This is a genomic window from Burkholderia cepacia GG4, assembly GCF_000292915.1.
GTDB lineage: Bacteria > Pseudomonadota > Gammaproteobacteria > Burkholderiales > Burkholderiaceae > Burkholderia > Burkholderia cepacia_D.
Genome location: NC_018513.1, coordinates 498,921 through 515,049, shown reverse-complemented (window position 1 = coordinate 515,049; position 16,129 = coordinate 498,921). Strand labels below are relative to the sequence as shown.

17 protein-coding genes are annotated in these 16,129 nt (G+C 66.9%); 13 read left to right on the top strand and 4 right to left on the bottom strand.

The window, feature by feature from the left end; all coding sequences use genetic code 11:
* Positions 1-5: 5 nt before the first annotated feature.
* The 7 genes from GEM_RS02290 (at position 6) to GEM_RS02260 (ending at position 6,311) form a co-directional block, all read left to right on the top strand.
* Complete coding sequence (locus tag GEM_RS02290; protein WP_014895839.1) at positions 6-749, top strand: SDR family oxidoreductase; 744 nt, start codon at positions 6-8, stop codon at positions 747-749.
* Positions 750-826: 77 nt separating this feature from the next.
* Positions 827-1,231 carry a dihydroneopterin aldolase gene (locus GEM_RS02285; protein WP_014895838.1) on the top strand — a complete coding sequence of 135 codons (405 nt, stop codon included), beginning with the start codon at positions 827-829 and terminating at the stop codon, positions 1,229-1,231.
* Complete coding sequence (gene ttcA / locus GEM_RS02280) at positions 1,228-2,223, top strand: tRNA 2-thiocytidine(32) synthetase TtcA (protein WP_014895837.1); 996 nt, start codon at positions 1,228-1,230, stop codon at positions 2,221-2,223. The genes GEM_RS02285 and ttcA overlap by 4 nt, the downstream gene beginning before the upstream one ends.
* 133 nt (positions 2,224-2,356) lie before the next feature.
* A complete protein-coding gene (gene glmU, locus GEM_RS02275) occupies positions 2,357-3,718 on the top strand; it encodes a bifunctional UDP-N-acetylglucosamine diphosphorylase/glucosamine-1-phosphate N-acetyltransferase GlmU (RefSeq protein WP_014895836.1) in 1,362 nt (453 codons plus the stop codon).
* Between the two features lie 51 nt (positions 3,719-3,769).
* The gene (gene glmS, locus GEM_RS02270) at positions 3,770-5,587 is read left to right on the top strand and encodes a glutamine--fructose-6-phosphate transaminase (isomerizing) (protein WP_014895835.1); all 1,818 of its coding nucleotides are present in this window, start codon (positions 3,770-3,772) and stop codon (positions 5,585-5,587) included.
* A 50-nt stretch (positions 5,588-5,637) separates the two neighbouring features.
* Positions 5,638-6,093 carry a hypothetical protein gene (locus GEM_RS02265; RefSeq protein ID WP_014895834.1) on the top strand — a complete coding sequence of 152 codons (456 nt, stop codon included), beginning with the start codon at positions 5,638-5,640 and terminating at the stop codon, positions 6,091-6,093.
* Positions 6,093-6,311, top strand: a complete 219-nt coding sequence (locus tag GEM_RS02260; protein ID WP_014895833.1) for a hypothetical protein — start codon at positions 6,093-6,095, stop codon at positions 6,309-6,311. The genes GEM_RS02265 and GEM_RS02260 overlap by 1 nt, the downstream gene beginning before the upstream one ends.
* 72 nt (positions 6,312-6,383) lie before the next feature.
* On the opposite strand, the gene GEM_RS02255 is transcribed toward GEM_RS02260, so the two are convergent.
* Positions 6,384-7,220 (bottom strand): FTR1 family iron permease, encoded by an 837-nt coding sequence (locus GEM_RS02255; RefSeq protein WP_014895832.1) that lies wholly within the window; start codon positions 7,218-7,220, stop codon positions 6,384-6,386.
* A gap of 12 nt (positions 7,221-7,232) precedes the next feature.
* Positions 7,233-7,565 carry a cupredoxin domain-containing protein gene (locus tag GEM_RS02250; RefSeq protein WP_014895831.1) on the bottom strand — a complete coding sequence of 111 codons (333 nt, stop codon included), beginning with the start codon at positions 7,563-7,565 and terminating at the stop codon, positions 7,233-7,235.
* Between the two features lie 329 nt (positions 7,566-7,894).
* Here GEM_RS02250 and GEM_RS02245 point away from each other — a divergent pair, with 329 nt between their 5' ends.
* Positions 7,895-8,095, top strand: coding sequence for a heavy-metal-associated domain-containing protein (locus GEM_RS02245; RefSeq protein WP_014895830.1), 201 nt, complete (start codon positions 7,895-7,897; stop codon positions 8,093-8,095).
* Positions 8,096-8,148: 53 nt separating this feature from the next.
* Here the strand turns inward: GEM_RS02245 and GEM_RS02240 are convergent, their stop codons facing one another.
* Together GEM_RS02240 and GEM_RS02235 are read right to left on the bottom strand one after the other, a co-directional pair.
* A complete protein-coding gene (locus tag GEM_RS02240) occupies positions 8,149-9,639 on the bottom strand; it encodes an aldehyde dehydrogenase (RefSeq protein WP_014895829.1) in 1,491 nt (496 codons plus the stop codon).
* Between the two features lie 85 nt (positions 9,640-9,724).
* Entirely contained in the window at positions 9,725-10,276 is a 552-nt protein-coding gene (locus GEM_RS02235) for a cupin domain-containing protein (protein ID WP_014895828.1), read from the bottom strand.
* A gap of 458 nt (positions 10,277-10,734) precedes the next feature.
* Here GEM_RS02235 and GEM_RS32100 point away from each other — a divergent pair, with 458 nt between their 5' ends.
* From GEM_RS32100 to GEM_RS02215, 5 genes are all read left to right on the top strand, one after another.
* Positions 10,735-10,917: a hypothetical protein gene (locus GEM_RS32100; protein ID WP_006488040.1), complete on the top strand. Its 183-nt coding sequence runs from the start codon at positions 10,735-10,737 to the stop codon at positions 10,915-10,917.
* A 285-nt stretch (positions 10,918-11,202) separates the two neighbouring features.
* On the top strand, positions 11,203-11,988 hold the full coding sequence (locus GEM_RS02230) for a gamma-glutamyl-gamma-aminobutyrate hydrolase family protein (RefSeq protein WP_014895827.1): 786 nt from the start codon (positions 11,203-11,205) through the stop codon (positions 11,986-11,988).
* Positions 11,989-12,041: 53 nt separating this feature from the next.
* A complete protein-coding gene (locus GEM_RS02225) occupies positions 12,042-13,379 on the top strand; it encodes a glutamine synthetase family protein (protein WP_014895826.1) in 1,338 nt (445 codons plus the stop codon).
* Positions 13,380-13,417: 38 nt separating this feature from the next.
* Positions 13,418-14,845, top strand: a complete 1,428-nt coding sequence (locus GEM_RS02220) for an aspartate aminotransferase family protein (protein ID WP_014895825.1) — start codon at positions 13,418-13,420, stop codon at positions 14,843-14,845.
* A gap of 62 nt (positions 14,846-14,907) precedes the next feature.
* Positions 14,908-16,023 (top strand): polyamine ABC transporter substrate-binding protein, encoded by a 1,116-nt coding sequence (locus GEM_RS02215; protein ID WP_014895824.1) that lies wholly within the window; start codon positions 14,908-14,910, stop codon positions 16,021-16,023.
* Positions 16,024-16,129 lie beyond the last annotated feature (106 nt).

The window sequence follows — 16,129 nt, the reverse complement described above, 5'->3', positions numbered from 1 at the left end:
TGTAAATGACCGTTTCAGCCGATACGTCGCCCCCGCGCATCGCGCTCGTCGCTGGCGCGCTCGGCAGCGCGGCCGACGCCGCGTCGATCGGCCGTGCGCTCGCGACAGGATTCGCGCGGCGCGGCTGGGACGTCGCGCTGCAGCGCAGCCCCGGCGTGGCGCCCGCAGCCGCCGACGCGCTCGTCGCCGCAGTCGCCGCACTGGGCCGCCGCGCGGCCGTGCTCGACGCCGATCTGGCCCTGGAAGCCGACGCGGCCGCGCTCGTCGCCGCCTGCGGTGCGGCGCTCGGCCGGCCCGGCTGCGTGGTGTTCGTGAGCGCGTGCGCCGACACCGACGACGCGCACACGGTGGACGGCGCGTCGCTCGCCGGCGCGCTCGCGCGCAACGTGACGGCGCCGCTCGCACTGGCCCGTGCGCTCGCCGATGCGACGCCCGACGCCGCGCGCAACGACGAAACGCTGCGGGCATGCGCGATCCACGTGCTGGATCAGGCCCTGTTTCACCCGGCGCCTGCGCAGTTGTCGCACGCGCTGATGCAGGCCGCGCTGAACCGCGCGACTTCCGCGCTGGCGCTGGCGCTGGCGCCGAAGGTGCGGGTCGCGGCGCTGGTGCGCGGCCGCGCGCCGCACGCCGACGACATCGCGGCGGCGGCCTGCTATCTCGCGAGCGCGCCCGGCGTCACGGGCGCGACGCTGACCGTCGACGGCGGCGAGCACCTCGTGCCGCCCGCCGCCGGCCCGAATGACTGAACCGCGCGGGCGCGCGACCTGATCGCCGCCGCCCGCGCCGCTTTGCGTGCATGCACGCCAATTTGACTGGGACGACCATGTTTTCCGCTCTCCTGCACCCCCGCCTCGCGGACTGCCGCAGGCTCTACCTGCGCGACTACGAGGTGCACATCAACATCGGGGCCTTCGAACACGAGAAGCGCGGCGAGCAGCGCGTCGTCATCAACGTCGACCTGTTCGTGCCGCTCGCGCTGTCCACCCCCGTCGACGACCGGCTGCATGAAGTCGTCGACTACGACCTGATGAAGCAGAGCGTCGCGCAGTGCCTGGCGCGCGGCCACATCCACCTGCAGGAAACGCTGTGCGACGCGATCGCCGCGAACCTGCTGACGCACGACGCCGTGCGCGCGGTACGCGTCTGTACCGAGAAACCGGACGCCTATCCGGACTGCGACGCCGTCGGCGTCGAAGTCTTTCGCATCAAGGACGAGGAGCGCGCATGAACGCCCCCCACATGAATGACACGGCGGCCGATGGCGCCGCCATCGAAGCCACCGTCGCCGAACCCGGCCGCCGCGTGCTGACGCGCCGCGAGCAGAAGGAAGCGTACGAGAACAACAAGCTGTTCAAGCGGATCGTGCGCCAGGTCGGCCAGGCGATCGGCGACTACAACATGATCGAGCAAGGCGACAAGGTGATGGTGTGCCTGTCGGGCGGCAAGGACAGCTATGCGATGCTCGACGTGCTGCTGCGCCTGCGCGAGCGCGCGCCGATCGACTTCGACATCGTCGCGGTCAACCTCGACCAGAAGCAGCCGGGCTTCCCCGAGCACGTGCTGCCGGAGTACCTGACGCAGGTCGGCGTGCCGTTCCACATCGAGAACCAGGACACCTACAGCATCGTCAAGCGGCTCGTGCCCGAAGGCAAGACGACCTGCTCGCTGTGCTCGCGGCTGCGCCGCGGGATCCTGTACCGCGTGGCCGGCGAGCTCGGCGCGACCAAGATCGCGCTCGGCCACCACCGCGACGACATCCTGCAGACGCTGCTGCTCAACATGTTCTACGGCGGCAAGCTGAAGGGGATGCCGCCGAAGCTGCAGTCGGACGACGGCAAGAACGTCGTGATCCGCCCGCTCGCGTACGTGAAGGAAACCGATCTCGAGAAATACGCGGAACTGCGCGAATTCCCGATCATCCCGTGCAACCTGTGCGGCAGCCAGCCGAACCTGAAGCGCGCGGAAATGAAGGCGCTGATCCGTGAATGGGACAAGCGCTTCCCGGGCCGCGTCGACAACATGTTCAGCGCGCTCTCGAACGTCGTGCCGTCGCACCTGATGGATACGACCCAGTTCCCGTTCGCGTCGCTGCGCGCGACAGGCGTTGCCGACCCGCAGGGCGACATCGCGTTCGACGAGGAACCGTGCGCATCGGGTGACGCCGCCGCGGCGCCGGGCGCCGCGCAACCGATCTCGATCGTCCAGTTCGACGACCTGTAAACAGGGCGCGACCATCCGCCGGAACGGGGGCCGCGCCGCGTTCCGGGGCTGTCGCCCCGCCGCGACAGCCCCGGAACGGCAAGGGCCGCATGCTAAAATGGTCGGCTTCGAACTCCTCAGACAAGCTGGCGCCATGAATATCGTGATTTTGGCGGCAGGCACCGGCAAGCGCATGCGTTCCGCGCTGCCGAAAGTGCTCCATCCCCTGGCCGGCAGGCCGCTCCTCTCCCACGTCATCGCCACCGCGCGCACGCTGCAGCCGTCGCGGCTCGTCGTCGTCGTCGGTCATGGCGCCGAGCAGGTCCAGGCCGCCGTCGCCGCGCCCGACGTCCAGTTCGCGTTGCAGGCCGAGCAGCTCGGCACCGGCCATGCAGTGCGCCAGGCGCTGCCGCTGCTCGATCCCGCGCAACCGACGCTGGTGCTGTACGGCGACGTGCCGCTCACCCGCGCATCGACGCTGCAGCGTCTCGTCGACGCCGCGCGCGAGGGCCGCTACGGGATTCTGACCGTCACGCTCGACGATCCGACCGGTTACGGCCGCATCGTGCGCGACGCGTCCGGCTTCGTCACGCGCATCGTCGAACAGAAGGATGCGTCGCCCGAGCAGCTGAAGATCGCCGAGATCAACACCGGCATCATCATCACGCCCACGGCGCAGCTGTCGATGTGGCTCGGCGCGCTGAGGAACGAGAACGCGCAGGGCGAGTACTACCTGACCGATGTCGTCGAACTCGCGATCGAGGCCGGCTTCGAGATCGTCACGTCGCAGCCCGACGAAGAGTGGGAAACGCTCGGCGTGAACAGCAAGGCGCAGCTCGCGGAGCTCGAGCGCATCCACCAGCGCAACGTCGCGGATGCGCTGCTCGTCGACGGCGTCACGCTCGCCGATCCGGCGCGCCTCGACGTGCGCGGCACGCTGCGCTGCGGCCGCGACGTCTCGATCGACGTGAACTGCGTGTTCGAAGGCAATGTGACGCTCGCCGACAACGTGACGATCGGCGCGAACTGCGTGATCCGCAATGCGTCGATCGGCGCGGGCACGCGCATCGACGCGTTCACGCACATCGACGGCGCCGAACTCGGCGCGAACACCGTGATCGGCCCGTACGCGCGGCTGCGCCCGGGCGCGCAGCTCGCGGACGAAGCGCACGTCGGCAACTTCGTCGAGGTGAAGAACGCGGTGATCGGCCACGGCTCGAAGGCGAACCACCTGACGTACATCGGCGACGCCGACATCGGCGCGCGCGTGAACATCGGCGCGGGCACGATCACCTGCAACTACGACGGCGCGAACAAGTTCCGCACCGTCATCGAAGACGACGTGTTCGTCGGTTCGGACACGCAGCTCGTCGCGCCGGTGCGCGTCGGCCGCGGCGTGACGATCGCGGCGGGCACGACGGTATGGAAGGACGTCGCCGAGGGCGTCCTCGCATTGAACGAGAAGACGCAGGTCGCGAAAAGCGGCTACGTCCGCCCGGTCAAGAAGAAAAATTAACATCATGCGGGCGCTGCACGGCGCCCGTTTCCACATAGAGGGTAGATTTTTATGTGCGGCATTGTCGGCGCAGTTGCGCAGCGTAATATCGTTCCGGTGCTGATCGAAGGATTGCGGCGCCTCGAATACCGTGGCTACGATTCGTGCGGCGTCGCCGTGCTCGAGCCGGGCGCACCGAAGCGCGCGCGCAGCGTCGCGCGCGTCGCCGATCTCGACGCGCAGGTGCAGGAATCGCACCTCGAAGGCACGACCGGCGTCGCGCACACGCGCTGGGCGACGCACGGCGCACCCGTCACGCACAACGCGCACCCGATCTTCTCGTCGAACGCGCTCGCGCTCGTCCACAACGGCATCATCGAGAACTTCGAGACGCTGCGCGACACGCTGCGCGCGAAGGGCTACGAATTCGTGTCGCAGACCGACACCGAAGTGATCGCGCACCTCGTGCACAGCCTGTATCGCGGCAACCTGTTCGAGGCCGTGCGCGAAGCCGTGCAGCAGCTGCACGGCGCGTATGCGATCGCAGTGACCCACAAGGACCAGCCGCACACCGTCGTCGGCGCGCGCCAGGGTTCGCCGCTCGTCGTCGGCCACGGCGACGGCGAGAACTTCCTCGCGTCCGACGCGCTCGCGCTGGCCGGCAGCACCGACCACTTCACGTTCCTCGAGGAAGGCGACGTGTGCGAGCTGTCGCTCGACGGCGTGAAGATCGTCGACCGTCACGGCGCGCTCGCGCAGCGCGAGATCCGCGTCGTCAGCGCGTACGGCGGCGCGGTCGAGCTGGGCCCGTATCGCCACTTCATGCAGAAGGAAATCTTCGAGCAGCCGCGCGCGATCAGCGACACGGTGCCGCAAACCGAAGCCTTCGACGCAACGCTGTTCGGCGACGCCGCACCCGCCGCGTTCGCGGACATCGACAGCCTGCTGATCCTCGCCTGCGGCACGAGCTACTACTCGGGCCTCACTGCGAAGTACTGGCTCGAATCGATCGCGAAGATCCCGACCCAGGTCGAGATCGCGAGCGAATACCGCTACCGCGACTCGGTCCCGAACCCGCGCCAGCTCGTGCTGGTGATCTCGCAGTCGGGCGAGACGGCCGACACGCTCGCCGCGCTCAAGCACGCGCAATCGCTCGGCCACACGCATACGCTCGCGGTGTGCAACGTCGCGACGAGCGCGATGGTGCGCCTCACCGAGATGCAGTTCCTGACGCACGCGGGCACCGAGATCGGCGTTGCGTCGACGAAGGCGTTCACGACCCAGCTGGTCGCGCTGTTCGTGCTGGCCGCGACGCTCGGCAAGCTGCGCGGGCACGTCGACGCCGCGCAGGAAGCGGAATTCCTGAAGCAGCTGCGCCACCTGCCGGCCGCGCTGAACAGCGTGCTCGCGCTCGAGCCGCAGATCATCGCGTGGGCGGAGGAATTCGCCCGCAAGGAAAACGCGCTGTTCCTCGGCCGCGGGCTGCATTACCCGATCGCGCTCGAAGGCGCGCTGAAGCTGAAGGAAATCTCGTACATCCACGCGGAGGCCTATCCGGCCGGCGAACTGAAGCACGGGCCGCTCGCGCTCGTCACGGAAGCGATGCCGGTCGTCACGGTCGCGCCGAACGACACGCTGCTCGAGAAGCTGAAGTCGAACATGCAGGAAGTGCGCGCGCGCGGCGGCGAACTGTACGTGTTCGCCGACGCGGATACGCAGATCGTCAACGACGACGGCCTGCACGTGATCCGGATGCCGGAACACTACGGGCAGCTGTCGCCGATCCTGCACGTCGTGCCGCTGCAGCTGCTCGCGTATCACACCGCGTGTGCGCGCGGCACCGACGTCGACAAGCCGCGCAACCTCGCGAAGTCGGTGACGGTAGAGTAAGCAATCGGCGCAGTGCAGTCCGGCGCGCCGACGAGACAGACGGAGAGACCATGGTAAGACTGTTTGGATGCGGATTGCTGGCGCTGACCGTCGCGTCGACGGGCTGGGCGGCCGAGCACTACGTCGAAGTCTGGAACCCGCCGGAGGCGCGGCTGCCGGCGGCCCGCACGCCGGCAGCACGCACGGGCGCCGACCCTCGCGCCGGCAGCAAGGGCGCGGAAAAGCATGCGAGCGTGCCGCCGAAAGCTGTCGTGAAGCCGCACAAGCGCCGCGTCGCGCAGGCCATGAAAACCGCCCCGCATCGTCCGCCCGCCGCCGCGGCCGAAGCGCCGGCCGCACCGCACCCGGTCGCGCAGCCCGCACCGGGCCGGCTCACGGTGATGCAGCCGGCCGCGCCCGACGCGACGCACGCGCTCGGTTTCTCCGACATCCCGCGTCAATACACGCCGGACGGCAACGTGCTGCGGGTCGGCACGGGCAGCCGTTCCGCGGAGGTGACTCGATAATGGAAGCGCAGACCTATCACGGCTACCAGATCTGGGGCCATTCGATCCTGCAGCAGGACGAGATCCTGCAACCCGAACGCTTCGCGGCGAGCGGCACGATCACGCAGAACAACCGCCTCGTCGAAGCGTCGGGCGTGCTCGGCGTGTTCGATACCGAGGACGACGCGCGCGAAGCGGGGCTCGAATGGGCCCGCGCCTGGATCGACAGTCATCGCTGAGCGGCCGTGAACCGTGCATGAAACAACAAGGGGCGTCGATGACGCCCCTTGTCTCATTCGAACCGGGAAAGATCAGGCCGCCGGCCGCGGCGGCCGCATGGCCGTCTGGGGCCGGCCGACGAGCCGTGCCAGCACGACGATCGTGACCAGCGTCGCGACGTACGCGGCGATCTGGATGCCCGCCGGACGCGCGGTATAGCCGATCAGCGTATGCAGCGCCTTGCCGACGATGCTCGTTTCCTTGAGCAGCCACGACGTATCCCACACCGCATCGCCCCACGACGGCACGAGGCCGGCGGCGAGCAGGAAACCGACGCACTGGCTCGCCATCCCTGCCGCGAGCAGCACGATCAGCCCGTTGGTGACGGAGAACAGGCGCTTCAGCGGAATCTGCAGCAGGCCCGCGTACATCGCATAGCCGAGCCCGGCCCCGCCGAGCACGCCGAGCAGCCCGCCGACGATCATCTGCGGCGTCTGCCCCGGATCGCCCGCCGCGATGCCGTACAGAAACAGCACGGCCTCGGAGCCCTCGCGCAATACCGCCACGCCGACCACGATCGCGAGCCCCGTCAGCGGCCGGCTGCCGGCCGCGACGGCCCGCCCGACCTCACCCATGTGCAGCGCCATCTCGCGGCCGTGCCGGCTCATCCAGATGCAGTGCCAGGCCAGCATCAGCGTCGCGACGAACATCACGCCGGCGTTGAAGACTTCCTGCCCCATGCCGGACGCCCATTGCGAGATCACGTCCGCGAATGCGGCGATCAGGCCGGCGCCGATCACGCCGCCGACGAGCCCGCCGCCGACCCACCAGCCGCGGCGCGGCACGCCCTTCGTCGCGGCCATCACGATCGAGACCACCAGCGCGGCCTCGAGCACTTCACGAAAGACGATCAGGGCAGTAGACAGCATGTCGGTATCCGCTTACTTGACGGTCAGGTGCGTCTTCGACTGCGCTTCGTGATACTCGTCGTGGAACTCGTAGGTGCCTGCCTTCAGCGGCCCGACCAGGATCTCGACCGACTTGCCGGCCGGCACGACCTTCTCCGCCTTGAAATCGTCGCTCTCGAATTCCGCGGGCGTCGCATCGAGGTTCTTCACAACGAACTTCACCTTCTTGCCGGCCGGGATCGTCACGCCTTCGGGCGAAAACTTGTGATCCTTCAGCGTCAGGTTGACGACATCGTCGGCAGCGAATGCGGAGGTTGCCGATGCGCCCAGCAGGGCCAGTGCGAAGCCGATAGCGAAACGAGTCATGTGCGTAATGAAGTGAAATATCGAAGGGGATTGATACTAAGATCGATTCGCATTTTCACCCCGGAGTACCCTTACTGCAATCATGGAGATTGTAGGTCAGCGGCGCGCCGCGCGCCTTGTCGCACAAGGCTTCCACCAGACTTCGCCGACAATGCGTCGCCGTCAATCGGGACAAGTTCGGACTGACGCTCGCGCGCGAGCCGCAATTCATCTGACTTCCGCCTTACAAATCGCCACGCGACACCGAACGCTGCGAGCACACTTGACCTTCCCACCATGGCAAGCTTCATGCTGAGCGTACTCGTCAATCGTCAACTCAGGAGAACACGATGGAATTCGAAGTCCAGGACATGACCTGCGGCGGCTGTGCCAACGCGATCACGCGCGCGGTGACGGCCGCCGATCCCGCCGCGAAGCTCGATATCGACGTCGCCGCGAAGACCGTCAAGGTCGAATCGACGCAAGGCGTCGAACGCGTGCAGTCGATCATCGAGGCCGCGGGCTTCCACCCGGCGCTGCGCACCGCCTGAAGCACGCGGGCGCGGTGCCGCCCGGCGCCGCGCCCGCAGGTTGGTCCGTCGCGTCAGCGCAGCCGGATCAGCGTCGACTTCAGCTCGGTGTACTTCTCGAGCGCGTGCAGCGACTTGTCGCGGCCGTTGCCCGACTGCTTGTAGCCGCCGAACGGGAAGTTCATGTCGCCGCCCTCGTCGTAGCAGTTCACCCATACCGTGCCCGCCCGCAGCCGGCGCGACACGTCGTGCGCGGTCGTCAGGTCCGACGTCCATACGGCCGCCGCGAGCCCGTACTCGGTATCGTTCGCGATCCGCACCGCCTCGTCGACATCGTCGAACACGATCACCGACAGCACGGGGCCGAAGATCTCCTCGCGCGCGATCCTGGCATCGGGCTTCACCTCGAACACGGTCGGCTCGACGTAGAAGCCGCCCGACTCCTCCTTCACGCGCGCGCCGCCCGTCACGAGCGTGCCTTCCTTGCGCCCGGCGTCGATGTAGCCAAGCACGCGTTCGAGCTGGATGCCGTCGACGATCGCGCCCATCGACACCGACGGATCGAGCGGATTGCCGGGCACGTACGCACGCGCGGCCGCGACGAGTTTCTCGATGAACGCGTCCTTGATGTCGCGATGCACGAGCAGCCGCGAGCCCGCCGTGCACATCTCGCCCATGTTGTAGAAGATCGCACCGGCCGCGGCCTGCGCGGCGCGGTCGAGATCCGGACAATCGGGCAGCACGATGTTCGGCGACTTGCCGCCAAGTTCGAGCCACGCGCGCTTCAGGTTCGACTGCGCGGCGTACTGCATGATCAGCTTGCCGACCGCGGTGGAGCCGGTGAATGCGATGCAGTCGACGTCGCGGTGCAGCGCGAGCAGCTTGCCCGGTTCGCCCGCGCCCGGCACGACGTTGAACACGCCCGCCGGGATGCCGGCCTCGTATGCGAGCTGCGCGACGCGGATCGCGGTCAGCGGCGACTTCTCCGACGGCTTCAGCACGACGCTGTTGCCGGCCGCGAGTGCCGGGCCGAACTTCCATGCGGCCATCAGGATCGGGAAGTTCCACGGCACGACGGCCGCCACCACGCCGACCGGTTCGCGCGTGACGAGGCCGACGAGATGATGGTCGGCCGGCGCGACCTCGCCGCCGACCTTGTCGATCGCCTCGGCGAACCACTCGACGCAATACGCGGCGCCCGGCACATCGACCGTCGTCGTGTCGCCGATCGGCTTGCCCGCGTCGAGCGTCTCCAGCAGCGCCAGTTCGTCGAGATGCTCGCGCATCAGCGCGCCCCAGCGCAGCAGCACGGCCTTGCGCGCGCGCGGGTTCAATCCGGCCCACACGCCCGCGTCGAACGCGCGGCGCGCGGCCGCGACGGCGGCGTTCACGTCGGCTTCGCCGCAATCGGCCACCTTCGCGAGCACGCGGCCGTCGATCGGGCTCACGCAGTCGAACGTCTTGCCGCCGTGCGCGTCTCGCGACGCGCCGTCGATGAATGCGCGCCCATCGATCTCGAGCGACGCCGCCTTGTCCTGCCAGTCAGCCAAAGTCAACTTGTTCATCAGGATGCCTCAATTGTTGTGGCATTCGCGCTGCAGCACGCCGCGCAACGGCAACACTGCCGGCGGCGAATGCGGTGATGCGCGGTCAGAAGGTGGCCGGCGAATTGGCCGACACGACCTCGCAGAGCTGTTCCGCGCTGGGATTGCGAAAACGGTGCGGCAAACGGCTTTCGAAGTAGTAGCCGTCTCCGGGGTCGAGCAGCCAGGTCGCGCCGTCGACGGTGAGCTCGAGCCGGCCCGACACGACGACACCGCCCTCATGCCCCGCGTGCACGAGCATCTCGGGCCCCGTATCGGCGAGCGGCTGGTAGATCTCGCGCATGATGCACATGTTGCGGTCCTTCACGCCCGCGCCGACGAGATGAAACGCGAGCGCGTCGTTGCCGAGGTTCGGCATCTCGTCGCGACGCGACACGACCGAGCGCGACTCGACCAGCTCGAACGTGAAGAACTCCGCGAGACTCATCGGGATGCATTCGAGCAACTTCTTCAGCGAGCCGACCGACGGGCTCACGCGGCCCTGTTCGATCAGCGAGATCGTGCCGTTGGTCACGCCGGCCCGCTTCGCGAGCTCGCGCTGCGACAGGCCATGCTTGTTGCGCACGAAGCGCAGGCGCTCGGCGACTTCGGTAGACATCGATTCGGTTTCGGGCACGATAGGTAGCGCGGTGAGAAAGTGAAACGACGCGTTAGGCAGCCGTTGAATATTCTAATCACTTTATGCCGCGCATCAGCGGGGAAAACCCTGAAAGGCGTTCGAAATAATGAACACCTCGCGAGTCATTCCGTTTACGAATATTTTGTTCGCAGTGCTCGGGAAAGCCCTGACACACGACCGTCAAAAAACATTTGACGCCGTTTTTGGCTCGTATATGCTGGCTCTCAGGTCAGCGTCATTGGCCATTCATAGGCACCAGAAAACGTTATCGCAACGTAAAAATTGATGCCCATCGATGTAAGTGACGCGAGCCCGGCACCTCGATTATTTTAAACGCCCCGCGCGCCAAAACGATCAGGTGTTCAATACTTTCAACAAACCAGTCGAGTGTAATCGTGAGAGTCCGTGGCCCTCTGGTGAGGTGGGATCGAGGCGATGTGCGAAGTTTGCGCAGCGCTGTTCCCGCTTCCGATGGCAGTTGCGGCTGGCATAGTCCTCGCCTGCTGCACCTGTCGATCTACACCATCCTGTCCCGTCGTTCCGTTCGGCGTCACAACGCCGTTTCCGCACGCGCATTCGTGGCCGTCGATACCGACGAAGTCGCGTCGCTGCTGCCATAGCGCCTCTCCCCCTTTTCTCGTCGTTCGTTTCAGCTGCCTGCTCGTTAGCCGCGTCGTCTGCGCGGTGACGGAACGCGTTCGCGCATGCCTTGCCGCGTCGCGCCTCGCAACGAAACGAACGACGGCCTGACCGTCGCGCGCAGCGCGGATCGCCATGCGAGCCCGTTGCGCCCATTCACCAGCGGCCTTGCGCATTTCGCCAGGCTGCGGGGCCGTGTCGCGCCTGCATTTCGCGCTGTTCCTGCGCAATGCACACGGCAGCCCTACGGACAACTGATTGACGTCATGGAAAGGAAACCCCTCGTCGGCATCACCGCCGACTTCACGCAGCTCGGCGCACACGCGTCGCACACGGTTGGCGACAAGTACGTCGCGGCGATCGTCGACGGCGCGCACGCGTTCGCGATGGTGCTGCCGGCACTCGGCGATCGCCAGTCGGTCGACGACGTGCTCGACACGGTCGACGGCCTGCTGTTTACCGGCAGCTACTCGAACGTCGAGCCGCACCTGTATGGCGGCGAGCCGAGCGCGCCAGGCACGAAGCACGATCCCGCACGCGACGCGACGACGCTGCCGCTGCTGCGCGCCGCGATCGCGGCGGGCGTGCCGGTGCTCGCCGTATGTCGCGGCTTCCAGGAGCTGAACGTCGTCTGCGGCGGCACGCTGCACCAGCGCGTGCACGACGTGCCGGGCCTCGCCGATCATCGCGAAGACGACGATGCGCCGATGGACACGCAATATGGCCCGGCGCACACCGTGCGCCTGACGCACGGCGGCGTGCTGCACGCGCTCGCCGGCGGCCGCGACGACGTGTACGTGAACTCGCTGCACAAGCAGGGCATCGCGCAGCTCGGTTCCGGCCTCGCCGTCGAGGCCGTCGCGCCGGACGGCCTGATCGAGGCCGTCAGCGTCGTCGATGCACCGGCGTTCGCCCTCGCCGTGCAATGGCACCCGGAATGGCGGCATGCGCATGACCCGCTGTCGAGCGCGATTTTCCGCGCCTTCGGCGACGCCTGCCGCACGCGCCGCAACGCCCGCACGCGTGCCGCGGCCGCCGCCGCGCTCGCTTGAGCGCGCCGACCCACATAACGAGAACGAGAACGAGAACGAGAACGAGAACAGACATGCAAGACATCGAAGATTTTCTGAAGCAACACCGGATCACCGAAGTCGAAGCGATCATTCCCGACATGGCCGGTATCGCGCGCGGCAAGATCACGCCGCGCAACAAGTTCACGTCCGGCGAATCGATGCGCCTGCCGCAGGCCGTGATGGTGCAGACCGTCACCGGCGAATATCCGGAAGACGGCTCGCTCACCGGCGTGACCGACCCCGACATGGTGTGCGTGCCCGACACGTCGACGATCCGCCTGATTCCGTGGGCGGTCGACCCGACCGCGCAGGTGATTCACGACTGCGTGCACTTCGACGGCTCGCCGGTCGAGATCTCGCCGCGCTACGTGCTGCGCCGCGTGCTCGACCTGTACAAGGCGAAGGGCTGGAAGCCCGTGGTCGCGCCGGAGCTCGAGTTCTACCTGGTCGACATGAACAAGGACCCGGACCTGCCGCTGCGTCCGCCGGTCGGCCGCACAGGCCGCCCCGAGACAGGCCGCCAGTCGTATTCGATCGAGGCGGTGAACGAATTCGATCCGCTGTTCGAGGACATCTACGAGTACTGCGAAGCGCAGAACCTCGACATCGACACGCTGATCCATGAAGTCGGCGCCGCGCAGATGGAGATCAACTTCATGCACGGCGACGCGCTGTCGCTGGCCGACCAGGTGTTCCTGTTCAAGCGCACGGTGCGCGAGGCCGCGTTGCGCCACAACATGTACGCGACGTTCATGGCCAAGCCGATGGAAAACGAGCCGGGCTCCGCGATGCACGTGCACCAAAGCATCGTCGACGAGGAAACGGGCCGGAACCTGTTCACCTCGCAAGAAACGGGCGGCGCGACCTCGCTGTTCTACAACTACCTCGCGGGGCTGCAGAAGTACACGCCGGCGCTGATGCCGATCTTCGCGCCGTACATCAACTCGTACCGCCGGCTGTCGCGTTTCATGGCCGCGCCGATCAACGTGCAGTGGGGCTACGACAACCGCACGGTCGGCTTCCGCATCCCGCACTCGGGCCCGGCCGCACGACGCATCGAGAACCGGATCCCGGGCGTCGACTGCAACCCGTACCTCGCGCTCGCGGCGACGCTCGCGGCCGGCTATCTCGGCATGACGCAGCGCCTCGAGCCGACCGAGCCGCTCGTCAGCGACGGCTACGAGTTGCCGTACCAGCTGCCGCGCAACCTCGAGGAAGGACTCACGCTGATGGCCGCGTGCGAGCCGCTCGGCGAGATTCTCGGCCACAAGTTCCTGAAGGCGTATTTCGCGCTGAAGGAAACCGAATACGAAGCGTTCTTCCGCGTGATCAGCTCGTGGGAACGCCGTCATCTGCTGCTGCACGTGTAAGCGCGCGCACAACCGCATTACGGAAATACGGAGGAAACATGACTTACCGCAACGAATCCGCGTGGATCCAGCCGGCCGCGCCGGCGGCCCGCACGACGCAGGCACGCTCGACTGCCGAATACCGCGCGCTCGACGCCGCGCACCACATCCACCCGTTCTCGGACATGGGTGCGCTCAATCGCGCGGGCAGCCGCGTGATCGTGAAGGCCGACGGCGTCTACCTGTGGGACTCGGACGGCAACAAGGTGATCGACGGCATGGCCGGCCTCTGGTGCGTGAACGTCGGCTACGGCCGCAAGGAACTTGCGGACGCCGCGTATCGCCAGATCCAGGAACTGCCGTTCTACAACACCTTCTTCAAGACGACGCACCCGCCGGTGATCGAACTGTCGGCAATGCTCGCCGAAGTGACGCCCGCAGGCTTCAACCACTTCTTCTATTGCAACAGCGGCTCGGAAGGCAACGATACCGTGCTGCGCCTCGTGCACCAGTACTGGCGCGTACAGGGCAAGCCGCAGAAGAAGTATGTGATCTCGCGCAAGAACGGCTATCACGGCTCGACGATCGCCGGCGGCACGCTCGGCGGGATGGGCTACATGCACGAGCAGATGCCGTCGAAGGTCGAGCACATCGTGCACATCGACCAGCCGTATTTCTTCGGCGAAGCGCAACCGGGCGAGACGCCGGAAGCGTTCGGCCTCGCACGCGCGCAGCAGCTCGAAGCGAAGATTCTCGAACTCGGCGCGGAGAACGTCGCGGCGTTCATCGGCGAGCCGTTCCAGGGCGCGGGCGGCGTGATCTTCCCGCCGTCGACGTACTGGCCGGAAATCCAGCGGATCTGCCGCAAGTACGACATCCTGCTGGTCGCCGACGAAGTGATCGGCGGGTTCGGCCGCACCGGCGAATGGTTCGCCCACCAGCACTTCGGCTTCGAGCCGGACCTGATCACGATGGCCAAGGGCCTGACGTCGGGTTACGTGCCGATGGGTGCGGTCGGCATCCATGAACGCATCGCACGCCCGATCATCGACAACGGCGAGTTCAATCACGGCCTCACGTACTCGGGCCACCCGGTCGCAGCTGCGGTCGCGGTCGCGAACCTGAAGCTGCTGCGCGACGAAGGGATCGTCGAGCGCGTGAAGCACGACACGGGCCCCTACTTCCAGGCGCTGATGCGCGAAACCTTCGCGCGTCACCCGATCGTCGGCGAAGTGCACGGTCACGGGATGGTCGCGAGCCTGCAGCTCGCCGAGTCGCCGGCCGAACGCCGCCGCTTCGCGAACGGCGGCGAGGTCGGCACGATCTGCCGCGACTTCTGCTTCAACGGCAACCTGATCATGCGTGCGACCGGCGACCGGATGCTGCTTTCGCCACCGCTCGTGATCTCGCGTCAGGAAATCGATGAACTCGTATCGAAGGCGAAGAAGGCCGTCGATGCGACCGCCCAGCAACTGGGCCTTTCGTAACGGCTTTGCCTACAGGCGTGCGGCGGGCGCCGCACGCCACCATAACCCAAGGGAATTCCACCATGCGTGCCTGCCTTCTTCGCCAAGCCTGTTCCGTCGCGGCCCTTGCCGCCGCGGCCGCGTTCACGTCGGTCGCCAGCCCGTCGGCGCATGCCGACGAGCTGAACGTCTACAACTGGTCCGACTACATCGCACCCGACACGATCCCGAACTTCCAGAAGCAGACGGGCATCCACGTCAAGTACGACAATTACGACAGCGACGACACGCTGCAGGCGAAGCTGTTGGCGGGCAGCTCGGGCTACGACATCGTCGTGCCGACCTCGAACTACATGGCCAAGCAGATCCAGGCCGGCGTGTACCAGAAGCTCGACAAGTCGAAGATCCCGAACCTCGCGAACCTCGATCCGCTGTTGATGAAGATGATCGCGGATGCCGATCCGGGCAACCAGTACGGCGTCCCCTGGGCGTACGGCACGGACGGCATCGGCTACAACGCGCAGGCGGTGAAGAAGGCGCTCGGCGACAAGGCGCCGGTCGACAGCTGGGCACTGGTGTTCGACCCGGCCAACATGGAGAAGCTGAAAGGCTGCGGCGTGTCGTTCCTCGACCAGGCCGTCGACGTGTTCGCGGCCACGCTGCAGTACATGGGCAAGGATCCCAACAGCAAGAACCCCGGCGACTACCAGGCGGCGTTCGAAGTCCTGAAGAAAGTCCGCCCGTACATCACCCAGTTCAACTCGTCCGGTTACATCAACGACCTCGCGAACAACGACGTATGCGTCGCGCTCGGCTGGTCGGGCGACGTCGGCATCGCGCACCGCCGCTCGTCGGAGGCGAAGCGCTCGTACGACATCAAGTTCTCGAACCCGAAGGAAGGCGGCCTGCTGTGGTTCGACGTGATGGTGATCCCGAAGGACGCGCCGCACCCGGAAAGCGCGATGAAGTGGATCAACTACGTGTCCGATCCGAAGGTCAACGCGGCGATCACCAACACGGTGTTCTACCCGACCGCGAACAAGGCCGCGCACCCGTTCGTCACGCCGTCCGTCGCCCAGGACCCGACCGTGTATCCGCCGGAAGACGTGCTGAAGAAGATGGTGCTGATGAAGCCGATGCCGGCCGACATCCTGCGCCTCGAGAACCGCCTGTGGGCGCAACTGAAGACGGGCCACTGATCGCGAACCAGCACGGCGGCGCAGGCATCGGCTGATCGTCGGCTGACGCCTGCCCGCTCGAGATCCGCGGACGTTCCGTCCGCCCGCGCGCACCGCGCGCCCTGTT